The sequence below is a fragment of the Azospira sp. I13 genome (assembly GCF_003112695.1).
Taxonomy (GTDB): Bacteria; Pseudomonadota; Gammaproteobacteria; order Burkholderiales; family Rhodocyclaceae; genus Azospira.
In genome coordinates this window covers 45,894-62,808 of the sequence record NZ_BFBP01000012.1, presented here as the reverse complement: position 1 = coordinate 62,808, position 16,915 = coordinate 45,894, and the positions used below count along the sequence as shown (strand labels likewise).

Below are 16,915 nucleotides of genomic sequence, written 5' to 3'. Positions count from 1 at the left end.
AAGGAGCAAGAAACCCATGCAATTGGAAAAACTACTGCACAGCCAGGGCTTCGGCACTCGCAAGGAATGCCGCGCCCTGGTGCGCAACGGCTGGCTGGAAATCAATGGCCAGGTGGTGGAAGACCCGTTCCTGGATGTGAATCCCGAGGGCTTCCGTTACACCGTGGACGACGAACCCTTCGTCTATCGCGAAAAGGCTTACTTGATGCTGCACAAGCCAAGCGATTACGAGTGTTCCCAGAAACCCAAGCATCACCGCAGCATTTACACCCTGTTACCGGATTACTTGCAGAACCGGGAAGTGCAATGCGTGGGGCGGCTGGACGAGGACACCACCGGTCTGATCCTGATTACCGACGATGGCCACTTCATCCATCGCATGAGTTCCCCCAAACACAAGGTGCCGAAGGTCTATGAAGTGACGGCCAAGCATCCGCTGGACCAATCCCAGATCGAACAGCTGCTGGCCGGGGTGATGCTGCACGACGACAACGAGCTGGTGGTGGCAGACCGTTGCGAGCTGGTTAGTGAGCAGGTGCTGTTGCTGACGCTGACCCAGGGCAAGTATCACCAGGTGAAGCGCATGCTGGCGGCCGTAGGCAACCGGGTGGAGCGCCTGAAGCGGGTGGCCATCGGCCAATTGGCCCTGCCGGCCAAGCTGGAGCCAGGAGAGTGGTGCTGGCTGGAAGATGAAGACCTGGTCAAGCTGGGCATGAAGCAAGCCTGATCCCGATCCCGCTACGGCGGGATTTTTTTTGCTAGCTTGGTATGGAGAGCAAGCCGTTCTGGCTGTTCAGGGGGTGTGGTGGATGGGTCTATTCATGGTTTTCCACAAAGGGTTTTGCTGATTTTCCCCTGCCCCGGTTTTTCCAATGGGTTGTTCACTGTTCTTTATGTATACAAAGACGTAAACCAGTTAACTGACGCCTAAGTCTGTGGATAACTTATTAAAGTTTTAATTAATCATGGGGTTGATCGCCTAAATCGCTTGTGTAAAACCTCTGTGTAGTGGTGTGGGGAAAATGTGGGGCGTTTTTTCCCTACCCTTGCCCATCCAGGTTGTGCACAATTGGTTCTACCTTTCATCCCCAGCTTATACACAGCATGACCCTGACGGAAATGCGGTACATCGTGGCCCTGGCCCGGGAGCGGCACTTTGGCCGTGCGGCGGAAAAATGCCATGTCAGCCAGCCCACCCTGTCCGTGGCCTTGAAGAAGGTCGAAGAGCGCCTGGGTGTGCTGCTGTTCGAACGCAGTGCCGCTGAAGTCCGCCTGACGCCAATCGGCGACGAGGTGGCGAGGCAGTCCGAACGGGTGCTCAACGAAGCCCAGCGCGTCGAAGAAATTGCCCAGAAGGGCAAGGACCCCTTCTCCGGTCCCTTGCGCCTGGGTGTCATCTACACCACCGGGCCTTATCTCTTGCCACGTCTGGTACCAGCCCTGCACCGGGCGGTACCGCACATGCCCTTGTACATCCAGGAGAACTTCACCCATGTGCTTGCCGAATCCCTGAAGCGCGGGGAATTGGATGTGATCGTCGTGGCGCAGCCGTTCGACGAGCCCGGCATTGTTACTCAGGCGGTTTATGACGAGCCCTTCCGCATGCTGGTGCCGGCTGACCACCCGTGGGCCGATCGGCCATCCCTCGATGCCGGGGAGCTGAAGGGGGAAGAGCTGCTGCTGCTCGGCCAGGGCAATTGCTTCCGCGATCAGGTGGTGGCGGCCTGTCCGCGTCTGAGCGAGCCGGGGGGTTTGGAGCGGGCCTATGAAGGAGGCTCCCTGGAGACCATCCGCCTCATGGTGGCCAGTGGCACCGGTGTCGCCGTGCTGCCGGCCTCGGCGGTCGAGGTGGCGCCGCCGGACCCTGCCCTAGCCCGGGTCATTCCCTTCAATGCGCCGGCACCTTCCCGGCGCATTGTGTTGGCCTGGCGTGTTACTTTTCCCCGTCCGCAGGCTATCGATGCGGTGCGGGCAGCAATTTTGCAATGTCCGCCACCCGGAGTTAAGGTGCTGTAGAAGTCCATCATTGCTGGCCGCTATGCGGCGTATAGGCAGAAGTCATTGGCCCAGCGCCGCTGCTTTAGTCACAATGAAAGAATGGTTATTTAGACGTTGAGAAAGGAGCAAACATGGCTGCAAAGATCGATATCGGCATCAACGAGAAGGACCGCAAGAAAATCGCGGAAGGCCTTTCCCGCCTGTTGGCCGACAGCTACATCCTGTACCTGAAGACCCACAATTTTCACTGGAACGTCACCGGTCCCATGTTCCAGACCCTGCACACTATGTTCATGACCCAGTACACCGAGTTGTGGAACTCCCTGGACATGATCGCCGAGCGTATCCGCGCCTTGGGTTACCCGGCCCCTGGCTCCTACAAGCGCTTCGTGGAGTTGGCGTCCATCACCGAGGAAGATGGCGTACCCAAGGCCAAGGACATGATTCGCCAGCTGGTGGCCGGCCAGGAAGCTGTGGCCCGTACCGCCCGCCAGGTCTTTGAAGTGGTGGACAAGGCCAATGACCAGCCCACTGCCGATCTGCTGACCCAACGCATGGAAGTGCACGAGAAAAACGCCTGGATGCTGCGGGTGCTGCTGGAGGAATAAGCAAAGGCCGGTACTACAGCCGGTATTCGACCGGCAAGCGGCCAAGAAAAAGGGCCCGGATCTCTGAAGATCCGGGCCCTTTTGTTTTTTGCCTAAAAGAACGCTAGCCGTTCAGGAAGCCTTGCTCGCCTTGGTACTGCGCTTGGCTGGGGCCTTGGCCGGCTTTTCCTTCTCTGTGGCCGCCTCGGCCTTGCCAGCCGCCTTGGCGGCCGGCTTTTTCGCGGCGGCGGCCTTGGGTTCCCGTTTTTCGAACTCAAAACCGACCTTGCCGTCCTTGCCCCGTACCAGGAAGGCGGAGAACTTGCGACGGGTGCGGGCGGAAACGAAATCCTTGAGCAGGTCGGTACGGCCGGTGGCCAGGAGCTTCTGCATCTGCTCCCGTTCCACGGCCTGCTGCAGGATAATCTTGCCGGAGCGGAAGTCGCAGCTCTTGGCCGGTCCGACGGACTTTTCACAGACGTAAGCCAGGCCATGCTCGTAAACCGGGCTGCTGCACTTGGGGCAGGACCCCAAGCTTTCCTGGCCGGAGAAATCCACCGGTTCGCCGCCGTCTTCCGAGTTGCGGTCCTGGCCGAAGTCGAATTCGGGCTCCTGCTTGTCGTTGAGTTTGATGAGGGCGTTGAAGGGCCGGCCCATCTTGTTGCGGAAGCCGATCAGCGGCCCGACCTGGCGCTCGGTGAGCAGGGTTTCGATTTCTTCCGGCTCGAACTGACGCCCGGCGACGATTTTCCACAGGCCGTAGTCGCAATCGCCGCACTGGAACTTCTTGTAGGTCTCGCGGATAACGCCGCCGCACTTGGGACAAGGCGCCTTGATGGGGCCGAAATCGCCTGGGATGGTGTCGTTGTCGTAGCTCTTGGCCCGCTCGACGATGCGGCGGGTCATTTCCTCGATGTCCTTCATGAAGGCACCACGGGAAAGGTCACCCCGTTCGATCTGAGCCAGCTTCCATTCCCAGTCGCCGGTCAGTTCGGGGGAAGTCAGTTCGGAGATGCCCAGACCGCCCAGCAGGGTCATGAGGGAGAAGGCCTTGGCGGTGGGGATCAATTCCCGGCCTTCGCGGTGCAGGTATTGCTCGGTGATCAGGCCTTCGATGATCTGGGCCCGGGTGGCTGGCGTACCGAGGCCACGGCCGGCCATGGCGGCGCGCAGCTCCTCGTCGTCAACCATCTTGCCGGCGCCTTCCATGGCGGAGAGCAGCGTGGCTTCCGAGTAGCGGGCCGGGGGGCGGGTCTCGTGCTTGAGGACGGCGATATCGTCGGTCTTGACCTTTTCGCCCTGGGTGACGGCCACCAGGTTGCTTTCATCCCCTTCCTGGCTTTCGCGGCCATAGATGGCCAGCCAGCCCGGATTCACCAGGACCTTGCCTTCGGTCTTGAAGGGTTCGCCGGCAACCCGGGTGATACGGGTGGTCACCAGATATTCCGCTGCCGGGAAGAAAACGGCCAGGAAGCGCTTGACTACCAAGTCATAGAGCTTTTGCTCCGGCTCGGAGAGATTCTTCGGCGCCTGGGTGGTGGGGATGATGGCGAAGTGGTCCGAAATCTTGGCATTGTTGAAAATGCGCTTGTTCGGCACGACCCAGTTGGATTTGAGGATCTTGCTGGCGAAAATGCCGTAGCGGTCAGCAATGGCGGTATCGCTGCCCTTGGTCAGATTTTCGCCGTTGAGCATTTCCAGGGTGGCATTGACTGTGCCCAGATAATCTTCCGGCAGGGCCCGGGAATCCGTCCGCGGGTAGGTCAGTACCTTGTGCTTTTCATACAGGGCCTGGGCCAGGCCCAGGGTGTTCTTGGCGGAAAAGCCGAAACGACTGTTGGCTTCGCGCTGCAGGCTGGTGAGGTCGAAAAGCAGGGGCGAAAGCTGGGTGGAAGGCTTGGCTTCCTCGGTGACGATTCCCGGCTGGCCCTGACACTTGCCCTGCAGCGCATTGGCCCGGGCTTCTTCCCATAGACGGTCGGCCCGGGCGTGTTCGTCCTCTTCCTTGCCTTTGAAGCCTTCGTCAAACCACTTGCCCTTGTATTCACCGGCAGCGGCAGCGAAGGTGGCTTCCACTTCCCAGTAGGGGCGGGCCTTGAAGTCGCGAATCTTGCGTTCCCGCTCTACTACCAGGGAAAGCGTCGGTGTCTGTACCCGGCCGACGGTGGTGAGATGGAAGCCGCCGGTCTTGGAATTGAAGGCAGTCATGGCCCGGGTGCCGTTGATGCCGACCAGCCAGTCGGATTCGGAACGGCAGACAGCAGCATCGCCCAGCCCCTGCATTTCGTCACCACGGCGCAGGCGGGCAAAGCCGTCGCGGATGGCTTGGGGGGTCATGGATTGCAGCCACAGGCGTTGCACCGCCTTGCCGGACTTGGCATGGCGGGCGATGTAATTGAAGATCAGCTCCCCTTCGCGGCCCGCGTCACAGGCGTTCACCAGGCCATCCACGTCCTTGCGCTTGATCAGCTTGGTCAACAGCTTGAGCCGGGATTCGGTCTTTTCGATGGGCTTCAGCTCGAAATGGGGTGGAATCACTGGCAGGTGGGCGAAGGACCACTTGCCGCGCTTCACCTCGTATTCTTCGGGAATGACCAGTTCCAGCAGGTGGCCGATGGCCGAGGAGAGAACGAAGTTGTCGCTCTCGAAATAGTCGTCGTGCTTGGTGAAACCGCCAAGGGCTTTGGCGATGTCGGAAGCAACGGAAGGTTTTTCGGCAATGATGAGCTGTTTGCCCATGGCAGGGGGCCTCTGGCGTTCCCGGTCGGGAGGTGCGGGGGATGATAAGAGGGACTTGCCGGCCTTGGCAAGCAAGGAGCCCGGTTTCAGGGTGTCGGCAGGCGGAAAGGAGTGGGGCCCGGCAAAGCGGGCAAGGGGCAGGTATTGGCTTCCGCCCCAGCGGCGACGCGGACCGGTTTAGCGGCCCGATGAATCAGTGCAGATGTTCCGGAGCGCTATCGGACAGTAGTTCTTCGACGATGAGGGCATCCAGGTGCTGCTGCCGGCTCCACAGAACCATCAGCACGATCAGCTTGAAGCGTGCCAGGGACAGGCCATCGTCCGGCAGGGCCATGGCCCGCTCAATGACGAGTTCCCGGAGCTCGGTGGAGAGGATTTCGGCCTGTTCGAGAAAATGCAGGAAACCGAGGGCTTCGACGCCCAGGTGGCTGCTTTCCTCGGCGGTATAGGCACGCAGTGAGCGGCTGTCAGCCTGAAGGTGGTGAAGGGGGGGGTTGTCCTGCAGACCACGCAACCAGCTCAGGGCTTCGGTGATTTCTTCCTCGGCGAAGCCGGCGGCGGTCAGTTTGTGGGACAGGGCGGAGCCGTTGTTGCTCTCGGCCTGGGGATCGGCTTCGCTGAAATCGGCGAAATCAACGTAATTTTCGAAAAGGTAAACGAGGATGTCGAACATGGGCGGTCATCAGGTGGCGGCAAGCCGCTGATAGCGGCCACCGGGGAGGCTGGCGACATGGTCGGCCAGTTCCAGCGCGACGAGGATGGCGCATAGGGCTTCCGTCGTCAAGCCTGTGCGCTGCAGCAATTGGTCCATATTGGCAGGATCGTGGCCCAGGGCGGCGATCACCTTGGCTTCGTCCCGTGACAGGCGGCTGGCGGTGCCGGTAGTGACCTGGGCTGCTGCAGTGGTGGCCGATCGGGGTTGAGGCTGACCGGGGAGGTCCAGGGTGAGGTGACCGAGTTCTTCAAAAATGTCCCGGGCATTTTCCACGAGCTTGGCCCCTTGCTTGATCAGGCGGTGGCAACCTCTGGCCACCGGCGAGTGAATGGAGCCAGGGATGGCGAAAACGTCGCGGCCCAGTTCTCCGGCCAGGCGGGCCGTAATCAGGGAGCCGCTTTCCATGGCGGCTTCAACCACCAGGCAGCCGGCGGCCAGTCCGGCGATGATGCGGTTGCGGCGGGGAAAGTTGTGGGCAACGGCTGGAGTGCCGAGGGGAAATTCGCTGATGATGACGCCGTCCGTGGCCAGTTGCAGCGCCAGTTCCTTGTGCCGCGACGGGTAGATGCGATCAGCCCCAGTGCCAATGACGGCGATGGTGCTGCCCGGCTGGTCTACCGCACCCCGGTGGGCGGCACCGTCGATTCCCAGGGCCAGGCCACTGACAATGGTCAAGCCGTCTGCCGCCAGGGATCTGGCAAAGGCTTCGGCATCCTGGATTCCTTGGGGGGTGGCATTGCGACTGCCGACGATGGCGACGGCAGGCCGGTTGAGCAGTTCGAGCCGGCCTTTTGCATAGAGAAGGGTCGGTGGATCAGCCGACTCGAGAAGCAGTTGGGGGTAATTCCCATCCCCGAGGGGAAGAATGGCGTTTCCCGGCTGGCTTGCCCAGGCCAGCGCCCGGGCGACGGCATCCTGATTGTCCGTATCCAGCAGCAGGTCGGCCTTCTTGCCGACAACGCCGCGCAGCTCACTGCGGCTGGCGGCAAATATCTGCTCCGGCGGTCCGAAGGCTGCCAGAAGATGGCGCTGGCCTTCCGGTCCGATGCCCGGTACCAGCGTCAGCCGGAGCCAGGCAGCCAGGGACCGGTCAGCCATGGTGGTCAGGGGGTACGGAGGATGTCGGAGAGGGACAGGGGTACCGCAGATTCCATGACGAGGGCATAGGAAACCCGCTCGAAGACGCGGAAGATGAAAACCAGACCGTAGCGCTGGGCGGGAACGAACACCTGTTCACGTTCGCCCTTTTCGTTACGGTGCTCGTAGCGCTGTTCGTTGCGATACAGGGCGAGTACATGGCCGACATCCAGCCCGTCCCGCACGCCACGGGAGATGGAAATCACCGAATTGCGGCCGCCACTGCCGACGCCACCGTAAATGGAAATCAAGCGGGCCTCAATGTTGAAGTCGGGCTTGCGCGGGGCATAGGTGATGAGGGGGGGCCGGGTGGCCGGCATGAGGCGGTCGAAACGCCCCACTTCCTGCTTCAAGCCCTGCATTTCCACCATGGCCGGATCGCCCGGCTGGATCAGCCGGGCGTTGCCTAGGTAGAAGGCCTCGTGACCGAGGACCTCTTGAGTCTGAGGGTCCTTCAACGGTATGCCGGGGCGGTATACATGCCACATTTCGGCCGGCTCCCGCATATTGACGACGAAAGCCTTGTCGCCGTTACCCAGATATACGCGCTCTTCCTGGGTGGCGATGATGCGGGCTTCGTTTTCCAGGCCTTCCGGCTCGACGATCAACGGTTGGGTGAGGAAAGGCTCGATGGCGCTTTGGGGAATGGTCGGGATTTCCGACTGGATATTCTCCGTGTACTGCTTGGGCTGGAGCTTCAGGGGCTTGGCAATCTTCAACTGGGGATTGCCATCGTCGCCCTTGACCAGGACGATGACGTCACCCGGGAAAATGCGATGGGGGTTTTTCAGCTGTTCCTTGTTCAGGCGCCAGATTTCCGGCCAACGCCACGGTTCCTTGATGAACTTGCCGGCGATACCCCACAGGGTGTCGCCGGGAACAACGATATGGCGGTCGGGAGCATTGTCGGCAATGCCGAGGGCCTCCTGGGCGCCGGCGCTGCTGGCGGCGACAGCCAGTAACAGGGTGGCTATAATGCGGGCAGGGTTCAGGCCCTTGCGGCCGAACAGGCGTCGAATCATCGTGGCGTCCTCGCGCTGCTGGAACAGAGCGGCTTTTTTGTTGTCCACTCCCATGTCCCGAATCTAGGGATTTGGTTTAAATTCTGCATGTAATAGGTTATTCGAGCAAGCTTTTTATGGCTTTACTCCCCATTTTGCGCTACCCGGACCCACGTTTGGCAAAAGTGGCCGCACCGGTTGAAAAAGTTGACGACGGCATTCGCACCCTGGCCCGGAACATGGCGGAAACCATGTACGAAGCGCCGGGTATCGGTCTTGCTGCCACCCAGGTCAATGTACACAAGCAGGTAATTGTCATCGACGTCTCCGAAACCAAGGACGACCTGCTGGTTTTGATCAATCCCCAAATCACCCATCGGGATGGCCTGCAGGTGGGTGAGGAAGGTTGCCTCTCCGTCCCCGGTATCTACGACAAGGTGGAGCGGGCCGAGCATGTGACGGTGCGCTTTCTGGATATGGACGGTCAGCCCCGCACCCTCGAGGCGGACGGTCTGCTGGCCGTGTGCATCCAGCACGAACTTGACCATCTCCAAGGCAAGGTTTTCGTCGATTACCTTTCCCAGCTCAAGCAAGGTCGTATCAAGGCGAAGCTGGCCAAGCAGGCCCGCATCACGGCCTGAGGCTGCCGTTCCCCGGGGAAGGCCCGATGGGCCTCCCCTCCCCGCTTCATCTCCCCTTTCAGATTTGATCCGCCGATGAATATCGTTTTTGCCGGTACCCCGGAATTTGCTGCCCGGGCCCTGGCCGCCCTTTACGAGGCTGGCCATTCCATTCCCCTGGTTCTTACCCAACCGGATCGGCCGGCCGGCCGTGGCATGGCGCTTCAGGCTTCGCCGGTGAAGCAGTTGGCCCTGGCCCGCGGCAGTGAAGTCTTTCAGCCCGTCTCTTTGAAAGATGCGGAGGCCCAGGAACGGGTTCGCCAGGCTGGGGCGGATGTCATGGTGGTAGCGGCCTATGGCCTGATCTTGCCCCAGTCGGTACTGGATATGCCGCGTCTGGGTTGCCTCAACATCCATGCTTCCCTCCTCCCCCGCTGGCGGGGGGCGGCACCCATTCACCGGGCCATCCTGGCGGGTGATCGCCAGACCGGGGTATGTATCATGCAGATGGAGGCTGGTCTGGATACCGGACCGGTGCTGCTGTCCGAAGCCCTTGATATCGATGCCCGGGATACGGCCAGCTCCCTGCATGACAAGCTGGCTGTTCAGGGCGCCCGTCTGATTGTCGATGCCATTGGCCGCCTGCCCTTGCCTGCCGTGGTGCAGGATGTCTCGGGGGTGACCTATGCCGCCAAGCTGGACAAGGGCGAAGCGCCGCTGGACTGGCGCCGTTCAGCCGAAGAGCTGGACCGCCAGGTCCGGGCCTTCAATCCCTTCCCTGGCACTACGGCCGTGCTGGATGGGGCCGCCTTGAAAATCTGGCAGGCCTTTCCCGTCGAGGGTAACGGCGTTCCGGGAACAGTTCTCGCCGCAGACAAGCAGGGCATTGTAGTGGCTTGCGGTAGTGGCGCCCTGCGCCTGACCGAATTGCAGAAAGCCGGTGGCAAGCGTTTGCCCGTTGCTCAGTTTCTGGCCGGCAATGGTGTGGCGGTGGGGGCGAGCTTTGTGTTGCCCAAGGCGTCTTGAAATTCCTCTGAGCGGTCTCATCTAGTTTCCAGTATTCCCGTCTAGGAGTTACCCCATGTTTGGCAACTGGCTCAAGACCTCCCTGCTGATGGCAGGGATCGTCGCCCTGTTCGGCGTTATCGGCAGTCTTCTGGGCGGCGTCCAAGGCATGTTGCTGGCCCTGGCTTTCGGTGGTGCGATGAATGTCTTCGCCTACTGGAACTCGGACAAGATGGTCCTGCGGATGTACAACGCCCGGGAAGTGGATGAAGCATCCTCTCCCTACCTGTTCAATATGGTGCGGGAACTAGCCGGCCGTGCTGGCCTGCCCATGCCGCGGGTGTACATCATCGACGAGGCTCAGCCCAATGCCTTTGCAACCGGGCGCAACCCGGAAAATGCCGCCGTAGCCGCCACCACCGGCATCCTGCAGATGCTCAGTCAGCGTGAATTGCGGGGTGTCATGGCGCACGAGCTGGCCCACGTGCAGCACCGGGACATCCTGATTTCCACCATTTCCGCCACCATGGCTGGCGCTATTTCTGCCCTGGCCAATTTCGCCGTGTTTTTTGGTGGACGGGATAGCGAAGGTCGGCCGGCCAATCCCCTGGCCGGCATTCTGGTGGCCTTGTTGGCCCCTCTGGCCGCGAGTTTGATTCAGATGGCCATTTCCCGCTCCCGGGAATTTGAGGCGGATCGCGGCGGTGCAGAAATCAGCGGGGACCCCCTGGCGCTGGCGGATGCCCTGACCAAGATCGACGCCTACGCTCGGGGAATTCCCATGGAGGCGGCTGAGGCTCACCCCGAGACGGCCCAGATGATGATCATGAATCCCCTGTCCGGCAGTGGCTTGGCCGGTCTGTTTTCAACCCATCCGGCGACGGCAGAGCGGGTTGCCCGTCTGCGCCAGATGAGTCGCTGAGCACCAGTATTTCTTTCATTAAAAGGCGCTGTCAGATACGACGGCGCCTTTTTTGTTTCACGTGGAACAAGTTCGCGGGTAGGTCATCACGATGTTTCACGTGGAACAGACTATTTCCCCCACACGTGATTTAGCAGTCTCGCCAAGCGGTAACTCGCCTGGCTGAGCCGGCGACGGGCGATGGCCTGGGCTTCCCCGCGATAGTGCTCATCCAGTACCACAGGCGGGGTGGCGATGTCGGAGAGGGCGTAGACAAAATCCCGGGCCAGGCTTCGGGATTCCTCCCGCCACAGATGAACATCCCCCATCGCCTTGCGTTTGTCTGGAAACTCCCGCTGCAATGCCTGGGCCTGGCTGGCCAAGGCGTCTCCCCGCAGCGTGGAAGTGCCGGGCAGGTTGTCCCAATAAGCATGAAGATTGGATGGCGTACGGCGGGGCCGCTCGGGTTCAATCACCGCCAGCAGATTTCCGCCTGCATCGCCAATACCTTCCGGCGTCATGCGGCTGACCACGTGCAGTGGCTGGTGGATATCGCCCACAAGGTGGATTAGCCAGGCCAGGGCTTCCGCCTGCTCTCTGCCCCTCTGGCTGCCGTCGGCAAGCTGCTCTGACAGTTGTTCAATCTGCCGCGAAAGCTGTCCTCGCTCACCAAGACCCTCCGGGGACAGGGGGCCGGGTTCTAGCGGCAGGTTTTCGTAATGCCAGTCCGGGTGGGCATTGATGTCGGAGGTCGGGTTGTCTTCGAGAATGCGCCTTGCCCGAGCGCTTCTGGCCTCCTGGCGCAATTCATCGGCCCAGGTGGCGGCTTCGACGAACGCGACGAAATCCGTCTCCTGATTGGGGTAGTGCCGGGTTTGTTGCAGCCAGCCGGAATAGGCCGGGTGCTGCTGCAAGAGATGAGTGGTCTTAGCTTTGGCTTTGGGAGACAAATGTTCCCAGGCAATGGCAGCACTGAGGCGGTGCCCGGCCGCATTCCAGGCCTGCACCTGGGTAGAGCTGAGGCAGGCGGCCAGCCCGGCCGCCAGTAGCAGTCGGTGCCGACCACCGAATTTCATGCCCGGTCCAGGTCGATGTCCTGGTGCGAGACGGGATCTTCCAGGGGTTCCAGGTGGGTGGTGACATGGGCGCCACTCACCGCCTGGCGAATGCTCTCCTCGACCCATTCGGCCAGTTCGTGGGCCTGTTGCACCGTCCAATGACCGGGCACCAGCACATGGAGGGAAATGAAGGCCCGGTTACCCGATTGGCGGGTACGGATGGCATGGAAGCCGATCCCCATGGCCCGGTAGGGGGTTAGGGATTGCTCCAGTGCCTGCAGTGCCGATTCCGGTAGGGCGGCATCCATAAGGCCGGCTGCCGCCTCCCGCACCAGGGTCCAGCCGGTGTACAGAATATGGATGGCCACCGCCAGGGCCAGCACCGGATCCAGCCACAGCCAGCCGGTCAGGGCGACAGCGGCAACGCCGGCGATGATGCCGACCGAGGTCCAGACATCGGTCATCAAGTGGGCGCCATCGGCCCCCAGCGCTACCGAAGCGTGACGCTTGCCCGCCGCCAGCAGGACCCGGGCGACCCCCAGGTTGATTAGGGAGGCGAGCACCGAGACTGCCAGGCCGATGCCGACTTGCTCCAGGGGCTGGGGTGCCAGCAGGCGGAGGATGGCAGCCTGGCCGATGCCGAAGGCCGCCAGCAGGATGAGCAGGCCCTCAAAGCCGCTGGCAAAATACTCCGCCTTGCCGTGGCCGTAGGAATGCTTGTCGTCGGCTGGCTGGGCCGAAAGGGTCAGCATCCACAGGGCCATCAGGGCACCGGCCAGATTGACGAAGGATTCCAGGGCATCGGAAAGCAGGCCGACGGAGCCGGTCCAGTGCCAGGCAGCACCCTTGAGCAGGATGGTGGCGAGGGCGGCGGCGATGGACAGCCAAGCGTAGCGGGTCAGTGATGATTGGGGCATGGGCGGATTATCCTCCAAAAAAAGGGGCCGGTCGCCCGCCAGGAAGTCCCGACCGGGCCGCCTGGGGCCGCCAGGGCCGGGGGCCTGCCGTGCTAAACTGCGCTGCATATTGCCGGCCGACTGTGACGGTTGCCGCCGTGTCCGACCCTTTGTGAGTTCCGCCTTGCCTGCCCTGCCCCCCTCCCGTACTTCCCGACCTGCTTCTGCCCGCCGTGCCCCCCGGCCGGAGGCCCTGCCGCTTCCCGCTGCCGACTCCCTGGCCCAGGCCTTTTTACTCGGCAGCAGTGCGGTGGCGGCAGTGATGGCCGGGCGCAGTTTGAGCGAGGCGCTCCCCCGTCTGTTGCAGGGTGCCCTGCCGGCCACCCGGGCCCAGGCCCAGGATCTGGCCTATGGCGCCCTGCGCCGCTACGGCTGGGGTGAGGCCGTGCTGGCGCCCCTGCTGCAAAAGCCCCTTGCAGAAACCCAGCTCCAGGGACTCCTGCTATGCGCCCTGTACCGTCTGGAAAGCCGCCCGGACCAGCAGCACACCGTGGTGGACCAGGCTGTGGCTGCTGCCGCTACCCTGGCCAAGGGCAATTTCCGTGGGGTGATCAACGGCGTGCTGCGCAACTATTTGCGGCAACGTGAGCAACTGCTGGCCGAGGTGAAGGAAAACAGCCCGGCGGCTTGCTGGTATCCCGCCTGGTGGCTGGAGAAGCTGAAGCGGGCCTATCCCGCTGACTGGCAGCAGATTGCCGCTGCCGGCAATGCCCAAGCCCCCATGACCCTGCGCAACAATGCCCGTCAGGGCAGCCCGGAGGCCTATCTGGCGGAGCTTTCCGTTGCCGGTATCGGGGCCCGTCGCCTCGGCCTGAACGGCCTGGTGCTGGAAAAGCCCGTCGCGGTGGATATCCTGCCCGGCTTTTTCAGTGGCCGGGTTTCCGTGCAGGACTGGGGTGCCCAGCGGGCCGCCGAACTGCTCGGGACCGAGGCCGGCCAGCGGGTGCTGGACGCCTGCGCCGCCCCCGGTGGCAAGACTGCCCATATTCTCGAAGGTACGGAAGCGACCCTCCTGGCCCTCGATGCCGATGGGGAACGCAGTCGCCGCGTTGAAGAAAACCTGCAGCGCCTGGGCCTGTCGGCCGAGGTTCGCTGTGCGGATGCCCGGCGGACCGACGACTGGTGGGACGGCCGCCCCTTCCAGCGCATCCTGGCCGATGTGCCCTGTTCGGCCAGCGGCGTGGTGCGCCGCCACCCCGATAGCAAATGGCTGCGCCGGGAAGGGGATATTGCCCAATTCGCCCGGGTGCAACGGCAGATTCTCGAAGCCCTGTGGCCTACCCTGGCGCCGGGTGGACGCCTGCTCTACGCCACCTGCTCCGTTTTCCCGGAGGAAAACAGCCGGCAGATCGATGCCTTCCTCGGTCGCCATGCCGATGCAGCCGCACTCCCGATTGACGGCCAGCCCGAATACCAGATGCTCCCCGGCAGCGATCACGACGGCTTCTACTATGCCCTTCTGGAAAAACGTCCCTAGGCTGCTGCTGCTCGTCCTGCTCGGCGGCTGGCTTTCCCTGGCCGTCGCTGCCGGCGAGGTGGAGGTGCGCAATCCCCAGTTGCTGCCCACCGATGATGGCTACGCCGTTTCCGCCGATTTTTCCTTCGAATTCAATTCCCGCCTGGAAGAGGCGGTGACCCGGGGTGTTGTCCTCAACTTCCTGGTCGAATTCGAGCTTAACCGCAACCGCTGGTACTGGCTGGACGACAAGGTGGTGGCGAAGAGCCAGACCATTCGCCTCTCCTACAACGCCCTGACCCGTCAGTACCGACTTTCTTCCGGCGCCCTGCACCAGAATTTCGCTTCCCTGGAAGAGGCCCTGCGCATCCTGGCCCGGCTGCGCCACTGGACGGTGCTCGACAAGTCCGTGAGCCTGCGCCCCGGCGATACCTACCAGGCCGCCCTGCGCCTGCGCCTGGACCCTTCCCAGCTGCCCAAGCCCTTCCAGCTGACCGCCCTGGCCAGCCGGGAGTGGAATCTTTCCTCCGACTGGCTGCTCTGGCCCTTCACCGCACCCAAGGATGAGCCGCCGAAAGAGGGCAGCGCCCGGGAGCCCGCCAAATGAGGGCCCTGCTCGTCGTTGCCGCCGCCCTGGGCGGCATCCTGCTCTTCCTGCTGGCCTCCGCCTCCGCCAATACCGCCCTCTTCGCCCGCAACTATCCCTGGCTGCTGGTGCTCAATGGCCTGGTGGCTTTGGCCCTGGCCAGCCTGGTCGGTTGGCAACTGCGGGCCCTGTGGCGGGAGCACCGGGCCAAGGTCTTCGGCTCTCGCCTGAAGCTGCGCCTGCTGGTCTTCTTCGCTCTCATGGGGGTGGTGCCTGGTGTCACCATCTACGCCATCTCGGTGCAGTTCGTCACCAAGAGCATCGAAAGCTGGTTCGACGTGCGGGTGGAAAAGGCCCTGGAATCCGGCCTCAACCTGGGGCGTAGTGCCCTGGATGCCATGCTCTCCGATCTCACCGAGAAGGGTCGGCAGATGGCCCAGGAGTTGGCGGACCGCCCCGACGGCAGCCGCCGCCTGCTGCTCAACCGCCTGCGGGACCAGGCCGGGGTGGAAAGCGCTGCCCTCTTCGCCGCCAACGGCCAGGTCATCGCCAACGCCAATGGCGACTATTCCGCCCTGCTGCCCTCCCTGCCCTCCTCCACCCAGCTCAAGCAGGCCCGCCTCTCCCGGGGCCTGGCCTCCATCGAAGGCGAAGGCCAGGAGATGGTCCTCAAGGTGCTGGTGGCGGTGCACGGCTATGGGCTGACCGAGGAACCCCGCATCCTGCAACTCACCCAGAGCGTGCCCTCGGCCATTGCCGACAACGCCGATGCGGTGCAGGAGGTGTATCGGGATTACCAGGAGCTTTCCCTGGCCCGCCAGGGCCTCACCCAGATCTACGCCCTGACGCTGACCCTGGCCTTGTTGCTCTCCCTGTTCACCGCCATCGCCGTGGCCTATTTCCTCGCCCGCCGTCTTTCTGCACCCCTCTCCATCCTGGCCGAAGGCACCCAGGCGGTGGCGGCCGGCGACTTCACGCCGCGCCAGGCCATCTACAGCCGGGACGAACTAGGGGTGCTGACCCAGTCCTTCAGCCAGATGACGCGCCAACTGGACGAGGCCCGTCGCGACACGGAGCGGCACCGCAGCGAGCTGGAATCCGCCCGGGCCTATCTGGAAGAAATCCTCGCCAACCTTTCTGCCGGGGTATTGGCCTTCGACCAGCGCTTCGTCCTGCGGGCTGCCAATGCCGGGGCCGCCGCCATCGTCGGCGACGATTTCGTCGGCCTGGCTGGCGAACCGGTGGAAGCCTGGCCGCGGCAGAACCTGCTGGGCCGGGCCATCCGCGACGGCTTTGCGGCCCATCCGGAAGAGGACTGGCAGGCCCAGATCGAGCTGGAGCGCCCCGGCCTGCCGCCCCAGGTGCTGTTGCTGCGGGGCTCCAAGCTGCCGGCCGGCAGTGGTGGCGGCTACGTGGTGGTGTTCGACGAGGTGACCCAGCTGATCGCCGCCCAGCGCAGCGCCGCCTGGGGCGAAGTGGCCCGCCGATTGGCCCACGAGATCAAGAATCCCCTCACCCCCATCCAGCTTTCCGCCGAGCGCCTGCAGATGAAGCTGGAAGCCAAGCTGGATACGGCAGGAGCCGAAACCCTCAACAAGGGCACCCAGACCATCATCAACCAGGTCCAGGCCATGAAGCGCATGGTGGACGACTTCCGTGACTACGCGCGGATGCCGGCGCCGGAGCTGGCGGTACTCGACCTCAACGCCCTGGTGGGCGAGGTGCTGGGCCTCTACGAAACGTCCCACGCCAGCATCGACGTGCATCTGGCCGGCGACCTGCCGCCGGTACTGGGGGATGCCACCCAGCTGCGGCAGATCATCCACAACCTGCTGCGCAACGCCGAGGATGCCCTGGCCGACCAGCCGGCGCCCGATATTCGCATCGCCACCGAACTGTCCGGCCGCTTTGCCCGGCTGGTGGTGGAAGACAACGGCCCCGGCTTCCCGGCCGAAATCCTCGCCCGGGCCTTCGAACCCTATGTCACCACCAAGCCCAAGGGCACCGGCCTGGGCCTGGCCATCGTGCGCAAGATCGTGGACGAGCACGGCGGCCGCATCGACATCACCAACAAACACGACAACGAAGCCGGGGGCGGCGCCCAGATCAGCATTCGCCTGCCTCTGGCGGTACAACAGACATCCGAGGACTGAAGC

The 16,915-nt window shown here is 63.0% G+C and carries 15 protein-coding genes; 9 read left to right on the top strand and 6 right to left on the bottom strand.

Annotated elements, in window-relative coordinates; all coding sequences use genetic code 11:
- Nucleotides 1-16: 16 nt before the first annotated feature.
- The 3 genes from AZSI13_RS12775 (at nt 17) to AZSI13_RS12765 (ending at nt 2,606) form a co-directional block, all read left to right on the top strand.
- Nucleotides 17-727: a pseudouridine synthase gene (locus AZSI13_RS12775; RefSeq protein WP_109041556.1), complete on the top strand. Its 711-nt coding sequence runs from the start codon at nt 17-19 to the stop codon at nt 725-727.
- A gap of 377 nt (nt 728-1,104) precedes the next feature.
- Nucleotides 1,105-2,016: a hydrogen peroxide-inducible genes activator gene (locus AZSI13_RS12770; protein WP_109041555.1), complete on the top strand. Its 912-nt coding sequence runs from the start codon at nt 1,105-1,107 to the stop codon at nt 2,014-2,016.
- 113 nt (nt 2,017-2,129) lie between these two features.
- The gene (locus AZSI13_RS12765; RefSeq protein WP_109041554.1) at nt 2,130-2,606 is read left to right on the top strand and encodes a Dps family protein; all 477 of its coding nucleotides are present in this window, start codon (nt 2,130-2,132) and stop codon (nt 2,604-2,606) included.
- Nucleotides 2,607-2,717: 111 nt separating this feature from the next.
- Here AZSI13_RS12765 and AZSI13_RS12760 read toward each other — a convergent pair whose 3' ends face one another.
- The 4 genes from AZSI13_RS12760 to AZSI13_RS12745 all read right to left on the bottom strand — a co-directional run bounded on the left by AZSI13_RS12760 (nt 2,718) and on the right by AZSI13_RS12745 (nt 8,246).
- Nucleotides 2,718-5,324, bottom strand: coding sequence for a DNA topoisomerase III (locus tag AZSI13_RS12760; RefSeq protein ID WP_109041553.1), 2,607 nt, complete (start codon nt 5,322-5,324; stop codon nt 2,718-2,720).
- A gap of 193 nt (nt 5,325-5,517) precedes the next feature.
- Nucleotides 5,518-5,997, bottom strand: coding sequence for a DUF494 family protein (locus AZSI13_RS12755; RefSeq protein WP_109041552.1), 480 nt, complete (start codon nt 5,995-5,997; stop codon nt 5,518-5,520).
- Nucleotides 5,998-6,006: 9 nt separating this feature from the next.
- A complete protein-coding gene (gene dprA / locus AZSI13_RS12750) occupies nt 6,007-7,137 on the bottom strand; it encodes a DNA-processing protein DprA (protein WP_201262384.1) in 1,131 nt (376 codons plus the stop codon).
- Between the two features lie 5 nt (nt 7,138-7,142).
- Nucleotides 7,143-8,246, bottom strand: coding sequence for a LysM peptidoglycan-binding domain-containing protein (locus AZSI13_RS12745; RefSeq protein WP_235609769.1), 1,104 nt, complete (start codon nt 8,244-8,246; stop codon nt 7,143-7,145).
- A gap of 68 nt (nt 8,247-8,314) precedes the next feature.
- Here AZSI13_RS12745 and def point away from each other — a divergent pair, with 68 nt between their 5' ends.
- From def to htpX, 3 genes are all read left to right on the top strand, one after another.
- Complete coding sequence (gene def, locus AZSI13_RS12740; protein ID WP_109041550.1) at nt 8,315-8,818, top strand: peptide deformylase; 504 nt, start codon at nt 8,315-8,317, stop codon at nt 8,816-8,818.
- Nucleotides 8,819-8,893: 75 nt separating this feature from the next.
- The gene (gene fmt / locus AZSI13_RS12735) at nt 8,894-9,823 is read left to right on the top strand and encodes a methionyl-tRNA formyltransferase (protein ID WP_109041549.1); all 930 of its coding nucleotides are present in this window, start codon (nt 8,894-8,896) and stop codon (nt 9,821-9,823) included.
- 55 nt (nt 9,824-9,878) lie between these two features.
- The gene (gene htpX, locus AZSI13_RS12730; RefSeq protein ID WP_109041548.1) at nt 9,879-10,724 is read left to right on the top strand and encodes a zinc metalloprotease HtpX; all 846 of its coding nucleotides are present in this window, start codon (nt 9,879-9,881) and stop codon (nt 10,722-10,724) included.
- Between the two features lie 110 nt (nt 10,725-10,834).
- On the opposite strand, the gene AZSI13_RS12725 is transcribed toward htpX, so the two are convergent.
- The gene (locus AZSI13_RS12725; protein WP_235609768.1) at nt 10,835-11,779 is read right to left on the bottom strand and encodes a S1/P1 nuclease; all 945 of its coding nucleotides are present in this window, start codon (nt 11,777-11,779) and stop codon (nt 10,835-10,837) included.
- Nucleotides 11,776-12,678 carry a cation diffusion facilitator family transporter gene (locus tag AZSI13_RS12720; RefSeq protein ID WP_109041547.1) on the bottom strand — a complete coding sequence of 301 codons (903 nt, stop codon included), beginning with the start codon at nt 12,676-12,678 and terminating at the stop codon, nt 11,776-11,778. Before AZSI13_RS12720 ends, AZSI13_RS12725 begins: the two co-directional genes overlap by 4 nt.
- A gap of 163 nt (nt 12,679-12,841) precedes the next feature.
- On the opposite strand from AZSI13_RS12720, the gene rsmB reads away from it, so the two are divergent.
- The 3 genes from rsmB to AZSI13_RS12705 are packed head-to-tail and all read left to right on the top strand — an operon-like array spanning nt 12,842 to nt 16,912.
- Nucleotides 12,842-14,194 (top strand): 16S rRNA (cytosine(967)-C(5))-methyltransferase RsmB, encoded by a 1,353-nt coding sequence (gene rsmB / locus AZSI13_RS12715; protein ID WP_235609767.1) that lies wholly within the window; start codon nt 12,842-12,844, stop codon nt 14,192-14,194.
- Nucleotides 14,169-14,780 (top strand): DUF4390 domain-containing protein, encoded by a 612-nt coding sequence (locus tag AZSI13_RS12710; RefSeq protein WP_109041545.1) that lies wholly within the window; start codon nt 14,169-14,171, stop codon nt 14,778-14,780. The genes rsmB and AZSI13_RS12710 overlap by 26 nt, the downstream gene beginning before the upstream one ends.
- Entirely contained in the window at nt 14,777-16,912 is a 2,136-nt protein-coding gene (locus tag AZSI13_RS12705) for an ATP-binding protein (RefSeq protein ID WP_109041544.1), read from the top strand. Before AZSI13_RS12710 ends, AZSI13_RS12705 begins: the two co-directional genes overlap by 4 nt.
- Nucleotides 16,913-16,915: the final 3 nt, after the last annotated feature.

Bases quoted from the DNA above. Each gene is read 5' to 3' on its own strand.
- def (WP_109041550.1), top strand. From the start codon at position 8,315: ATGGCTTTACTCCCCATTTTGCGCTACCCGGACCCACGTTTGGCAAAA.
- AZSI13_RS12765 (WP_109041554.1), top strand. From the start codon at position 2,130: ATGGCTGCAAAGATCGATATCGGCATCAACGAGAAGGACCGCAAGAAA.
- AZSI13_RS12775 (WP_109041556.1), top strand. From the start codon at position 17: ATGCAATTGGAAAAACTACTGCACAGCCAGGGCTTCGGCACTCGCAAG.
- AZSI13_RS12710 (WP_109041545.1), top strand. From the start codon at position 14,169: ATGCCCTTCTGGAAAAACGTCCCTAGGCTGCTGCTGCTCGTCCTGCTC.
- AZSI13_RS12755 (WP_109041552.1), bottom strand. From the start codon at position 5,997: ATGTTCGACATCCTCGTTTACCTTTTCGAAAATTACGTTGATTTCGCC.
- AZSI13_RS12760 (WP_109041553.1), bottom strand. From the start codon at position 5,324: ATGGGCAAACAGCTCATCATTGCCGAAAAACCTTCCGTTGCTTCCGAC.
- fmt (WP_109041549.1), top strand. From the start codon at position 8,894: ATGAATATCGTTTTTGCCGGTACCCCGGAATTTGCTGCCCGGGCCCTG.
- AZSI13_RS12770 (WP_109041555.1), top strand. From the start codon at position 1,105: ATGACCCTGACGGAAATGCGGTACATCGTGGCCCTGGCCCGGGAGCGG.
- AZSI13_RS12725 (WP_235609768.1), bottom strand. From the start codon at position 11,779: ATGAAATTCGGTGGTCGGCACCGACTGCTACTGGCGGCCGGGCTGGCC.
- dprA (WP_201262384.1), bottom strand. From the start codon at position 7,137: ATGGCTGACCGGTCCCTGGCTGCCTGGCTCCGGCTGACGCTGGTACCG.
- AZSI13_RS12720 (WP_109041547.1), bottom strand. From the start codon at position 12,678: ATGCCCCAATCATCACTGACCCGCTACGCTTGGCTGTCCATCGCCGCC.
- AZSI13_RS12705 (WP_109041544.1), top strand. From the start codon at position 14,777: ATGAGGGCCCTGCTCGTCGTTGCCGCCGCCCTGGGCGGCATCCTGCTC.
- htpX (WP_109041548.1), top strand. From the start codon at position 9,879: ATGTTTGGCAACTGGCTCAAGACCTCCCTGCTGATGGCAGGGATCGTC.